We start from the raw sequence: 5,436 nt of genomic DNA, 5'->3' as shown, positions 1-5,436 counted from the left end.
TCTCTCACCGGATTTAAAACATTGGCCGCCAAAGCTATAAAGAAAAAGGTCTTTGCCGCCCGGGAGGACGTCGAGGGGTTAATAGGAAAATGGGAGATCGATCTCGTCAATATAAAAGAAAAGCTGCTAAACCGGCAGGCAAAACAGGCCTATGATGATATAACCGTGGTCAAAGAAGAGATAAAGAGCAAGGAAGAGATGATTGGCAGCAAACTTTCTTCAAAACCTGAAAAGAAGTAAATTCAGCTCGCTGCACAGCAAGGATTTTTTAAAGAATGGCAGCAGAAGCCCGGGCAAACGTGAGGGTGGAAGGATAGATGAAAACATTTATAACCTTGATGGTAATGATCTTTTTATTTATGGGTTTTGTCTTCCTGGGCATGCCCTCCATCATAGAAAAAGAGACCACCAGGCTCAAATCGGAGGTTCAGGGTCTGCAAGCGAGGATACAAACATTAGAAAAGTTCAAACAAAGACAGGAGGATGCATGGAAATTGAACGGTTTGAAACCCGATGCCGATTTTCAGAAGGTTATCAAGACCGTCAACGGTCTCTCTTTGAAAATAGCAAACCTTGAGGATGGCCTCAATAAACGTATTGTTTCGCTTAACAGCGAATTGGAAAAATATGACCTTGCTCATAAAGATTCCCTCAAGCAACAATCCGAAGCGATCAACGCGCTCTACGAAGAATTGGCAAGTATTTGGAAAAAAATTTATTTAAACTCCCTCACAATAAACATCAAAACACACATTGTTGGAGCTAAAATCGAATTAGCGTCCAGAAATATCGGGAACGTAAAGGCCGAGCTTCAGGCTATCTCCGAGGAGCTTCAGAAGGTAAAAAATACTGTCGGGGATACAAACAAAAAGGCCTTTGACGATCTAAGGGTCATTGTCGAGAATACAAAATCCGAACTGGACAACAGCTTGCTTGGAGCAAGCAACATGATCAACCTTCTGTGGTATGAGCTGGACAAAACATTAGGAGTCTTACAATAGATATGTCTACTATATTATTCATAGCCCGCTCCATAATCTTCATAGGTCTTCTTATCGCCTATACTGTGTATACGTTGCTGCGCATTAATTGTGTTTATAATATTGCGCTTGAGACAGCGCTGCAGTACAAGTGCAGGGTATTAAATATTAAATGCATGGTAGTTAACAAAAGCTTTGCTGGCTAAATATTATCATAAGCTATAAAATATATTTATAGGGAGAGATTAATGAGCGCATTGGTCCTGATAATAATTCTTCTGGCGATAGTTACTATATTTTCAGTTCAGAATGCCGCGATAGTTACTATTTCATTCATTTTCTGGAAATTCGAGGCATCTCTCGCGATAGTGATATTTCTCTCTGTGCTGCTTGGCGTCATCGTAGGCAGCATAATTGTCCTCTCCATTCGGGCATCAAAGAAGAAACAGATCGATACGGGGAACACCACAAAAGATAACATGGGAGCTTCTACATGAAAAGAACGCTCATACTGACCGTCTTCCTGGCAGTCCTCCTGTTGGCCCTGGGACTAAACCTGAAGACAAGCACACAACACGAGGAAGATGAGTGTGGACAAAATTCATATAAACAGATAAACGGTACGATCAGGGACGGTGATACCCTCTTTACCATTTTCAAAAGGTACAAACTTGAACTGAATGAACTTTTTCAGATCAGAGATTCATCCGCGGGGATTCATGATTTAAGCAAGTTATGTGCCGGACGCCCATACAGGTTGAAGATTGACAAGAATAACCAAATAAACTCTTTTGTCTATTTTGTTGACGATGACACCTTTCTTAATGTAATCCGTTCCGGGTCCGGTTTTCATACGGAAAAGGTGCCCATCGATTACGAGGCACGCATTCATCATGTTGGCGGTACAATAAAAGATAACCTTATCTCATCCATCGGGGAAGACAGGGAAAACGCCCTGCTGGCCATGGAGGTTTCGGACATATTCTCGTGGGATATTGACTTTACGACTGATATCCGGGAAGGGGATACTTACAGGATCATAGCAGAGGGGCTGTACCTCAACGGGGAATTCAAAAAATACGGTGATATATTGTCCGTAGAGTTTGTAAATGACGGGAAATTGTATCGCGCATACAGATTTGAAAACGGCAAGGAAACGGATTATTACGATTCCCGTGGGAGATCGGTCAGAAAGGCTTTTCTTAAGGCGCCCCTTAGCTTCAAGAGGATAAGCTCGTATTTTTCAAAAAACCGTTTTCATCCGATATTAAAAAAACACAGACCCCATCATGGTGTTGATTATGCGGCACCCCGCGGAACCCCCGTCTCTGCAACCGGCAAGGGAACCGTTGTGTTCACCGGTCGCAGGGGGGCTTACGGTAAACTTGTAATCCTCAAACATAAGAACGGTTACAGAACATACTACGGGCATCTATCGCGAATGGCGAAAGGGTTGAGAAGAGGAGCGAGGATCGACCAGGGGCAGTTGGTCGGTTACGTCGGGAAAACCGGCCTCGCGACGGGGCCTCACCTGCATTACGAAATGAGGGCAAGAGGCAGGTACGTAAATCCCCTTGACTTGAAACAACCTTATGAAAAGACCATCCCTGAAAAGCGGCTGGCTGAGTTTATGGACGTCACTCGAAGGATGAACCGGGATCTTGCCTCTATACCCGTCTCAGCTCCCGTGTATGCGAAAAAGGACCTTTAAATGGAAACATATCTGAAACAGATACTGATCCCTGCAGCAGTAACACTTTTTTCGATATTGGTGCTGCTCGCGATCAGACTGGTACTCTTTACGGCTCTGCGCAGGTGGACCCACAGGACAAAAACGAGGCTCGACAATATGATCGTCAACTCCCTGAGCCTGCCGTCCTTATACTGGTGCATAGCGATAGGGATATATATCGGTATCGCCGTATCGGAGCTGCCGGTAAAATATGTTCACTACCTGAATAAGAGCATTGACGTCATAGTGATCCTTTCCATAACCTTTGCCGCGGCAAGTCTCTCCGGCAAGATCTTCCGTAACTACATTGAAGATTCGAACCTGCCCATACCGACAACGGGTCTTGCTTACAGCATCATCAGGGGAACGATCGTAATTATAGGTTTATTGATCGTACTCAATACACTGGGGGTCTCTATAACCCCCATCTTGACGGCCCTGGGAGTGGGGGGTCTTGCAGTAGCCCTTGCCCTGCAGGATACGCTTGCCAACCTCTTTGCCGGAGTTCACATACTCCTCGAGAGATCCATCCGGATTGGAGATTTCGTGAAGCTTGAGACCGGCGAAGAAGGATACGTTGAAGACATTACATGGAGGACAACGAGAATAAGGATGCTGCCAAATAATATGGTGATAATCCCAAACAGCAAGCTTGCCAAAAGCATTGTAACAAACTATTACCTTCCGGAAAAAAGAATGTCACTTTTAATACCTGTTTCGGTCAGCTATTCGTCTGACCCGGAAAAGGTTGAGAAGATACTCGTTGAGGAAGTGAAAAAGGCTGTTGGTGAAATACCGGGACTGCTTGGGGATCCCGAACCGTTTGTAAGGTTTATACCGGGTTTTGGCAGCAGTTCCCTTGATTTCACCCTCATCTGCCAGGTACGGGAGTTCACCGATCAATACCTCGCGCAGCACGAATTAAGAAAAAAGATCTTTAAAAGATTTGGAGAAGAAGGTATTGAAATACCATTTCCTCACAGGACAGTCTATCTCAGGGAGGAAAAAGGTTGGGAGAAATGATCGAAGGTTTCGAATTTAAACAGTGTACAAGCATATTGAAATCAACGGGAAAAAAGGCAGGGAATCTCCATAAACTGAGAGATATGATAGCCCGGGTATCCGATGATTGCATATTCCATCATACCTATCAGTATTTCCTGAAAGAACACATCCTTGAATATACAAATGATTTTGCCCATTGGGCAGGTGAAAGCCTCGAAGAACGATCCCTGGCAGAGCAGTTGTCCAGCATAGACCCTTACGAATTCGATAGTATCAATGACCTCCGGAAAGAGCTGTTGTATGTCATAGACGACTACCTTGAGAAATTTCCGGAACCCAGGGAGGCTATGCCGGGAGATGAATTCTTTTTTAACGAGACAGTAACCCTTGTATTTCCCGTAGGATTAAAGGCAAAAAATCTTGCCGAGTTTCTCATAGCCATAAAATTCGTGGACATCGGGTCCATTTACTATCATTTCTACGAGGCAAGAATGCGCGTTGGCGACGGGATAGACGATTTTTCAAAATGGATTGAAGAATCTCTGGAGAAGAAGGGATTGGCAGAAAAGATACGGGCTGTAGATCCCTTTATGCACAACATAGAGGATATAAGGGAGCACATTGAGAAACAGATAGAAGAAGAATTGAGGGGCGACATGGAAGTCATGGGGGTGGAAGAATGATCAACCAGTATTCCGGCATATCGCCCAAGGGTGATCTGTTGCTCCTCCAGAGACTTGCCAGGGCCTTTCATGGACGATCCTTCCTGCATGTCAATTCCACGCGCGAAGGAGGTGGAGTAGCGGAAATACTGCAAAGGATGATCCCCATCCTCCAGAGCCTCGATATCAATGCAAAATGGGAAGTCATCAAAGGTGACGAGAAGTTTTTTGAGATAACCAAGAAGATCCATAACGCCCTTCAGGGAAACAAAGAGATAATCACGGAGGAGATGTGGCAACACCATTTTGAAGTGAACAAACAGAATGCCGCTCACATCGATCTCGATGCAGATGCCGTACTGATCCATGACCCACAGCCGGGTCCCCTTGTTGAATTCAGAAAAACAGGCACCTGGATCTGGCGTTGTCATATTGATATATCAAATCCGTTTAAAGATGTATATAACGCCCTTGGGCGATATGCATTGAAATATGATGCCCTAATATTTTCCGTGGCAAAGTTTGCGCGGGCAATGAACATGGACGAATTTATCATTCCCCCGTCAATTGATCCTTTAAGTGAAAAAAACAGGGAGCTTACCGATGAGGAGATAAATGAGACCGTCGAAAGGTTGGGCATACCCGTCGACAGGTCTGTGATACTCCAGGTATCGAGATTTGACAGGTTCAAAGACCCCCTGGGAGTCATAAGGGCATACAGGATGGTTAAGAAGTATAATGACTGCGTCCTGATCCTCGCGGGAAGCCCGGCAACAGATGACCCTGAAGGGACAGCGATGTTGAACGAGGTGAAGGAATTCGCGGCCGATGACCCCGATATCATTATCCTGCTTTTGCCCCCATTCAGTGACCGGGACATTAACGCTTTACAGAGGGTTGCCAGCGTGGTCCTCCAGAAATCACTCAAGGAAGGGTTTGGTCTCACCGTGGCAGAGGCCATGTGGAAGGGCAAACCGGTGATCGGCGGGGCCGTGGGGGGCATCCCGCTGCAGATCGCCCACGGCGTGACAGGGTTTCTCGTCCACTCCATTGAAGG

Annotated in this window: 7 protein-coding genes; all 7 read left to right on the top strand. The window is 45.5% G+C overall.

What is annotated here, in order from left to right; all coding sequences use genetic code 11:
• A partial coding sequence (locus tag PHU49_13990; protein ID MDD5245116.1) for a hypothetical protein occupies positions 1 to 240 on the top strand: 240 nt, incomplete at its 5' end.
• 77 nt (positions 241 to 317) lie between these two features.
• On the top strand, positions 318 to 1,001 hold the full coding sequence (locus PHU49_13985) for a hypothetical protein (protein ID MDD5245115.1): 684 nt from the start codon (positions 318 to 320) through the stop codon (positions 999 to 1,001).
• A gap of 227 nt (positions 1,002 to 1,228) precedes the next feature.
• Positions 1,229 to 1,477, top strand: a complete 249-nt coding sequence (locus PHU49_13980) for a LapA family protein (GenBank protein MDD5245114.1) — start codon at positions 1,229 to 1,231, stop codon at positions 1,475 to 1,477.
• Positions 1,474 to 2,691 (top strand): peptidoglycan DD-metalloendopeptidase family protein, encoded by a 1,218-nt coding sequence (locus PHU49_13975; protein ID MDD5245113.1) that lies wholly within the window; start codon positions 1,474 to 1,476, stop codon positions 2,689 to 2,691. The genes PHU49_13980 and PHU49_13975 overlap by 4 nt, the downstream gene beginning before the upstream one ends.
• On the top strand, positions 2,692 to 3,735 hold the full coding sequence (locus PHU49_13970; protein MDD5245112.1) for a mechanosensitive ion channel family protein: 1,044 nt from the start codon (positions 2,692 to 2,694) through the stop codon (positions 3,733 to 3,735). It begins immediately after the preceding gene.
• On the top strand, positions 3,732 to 4,400 hold the full coding sequence (locus PHU49_13965; GenBank protein MDD5245111.1) for a DUF5752 family protein: 669 nt from the start codon (positions 3,732 to 3,734) through the stop codon (positions 4,398 to 4,400). Before PHU49_13970 ends, PHU49_13965 begins: the two co-directional genes overlap by 4 nt.
• A partial coding sequence (locus PHU49_13960; protein ID MDD5245110.1) for a glycosyltransferase occupies positions 4,397 to 5,436 on the top strand: 1,040 nt, incomplete at its 3' end. The genes PHU49_13965 and PHU49_13960, both read left to right, overlap by 4 nt.

The sequence above is a fragment of the Syntrophorhabdaceae bacterium genome (assembly GCA_028713955.1).
GTDB lineage: Bacteria > Desulfobacterota > Syntrophorhabdia > Syntrophorhabdales > Syntrophorhabdaceae > UBA5609.
Note: the sequence above shows the minus strand (reverse complement) of the source record. Positions and strands in the feature narration are given on the sequence as shown.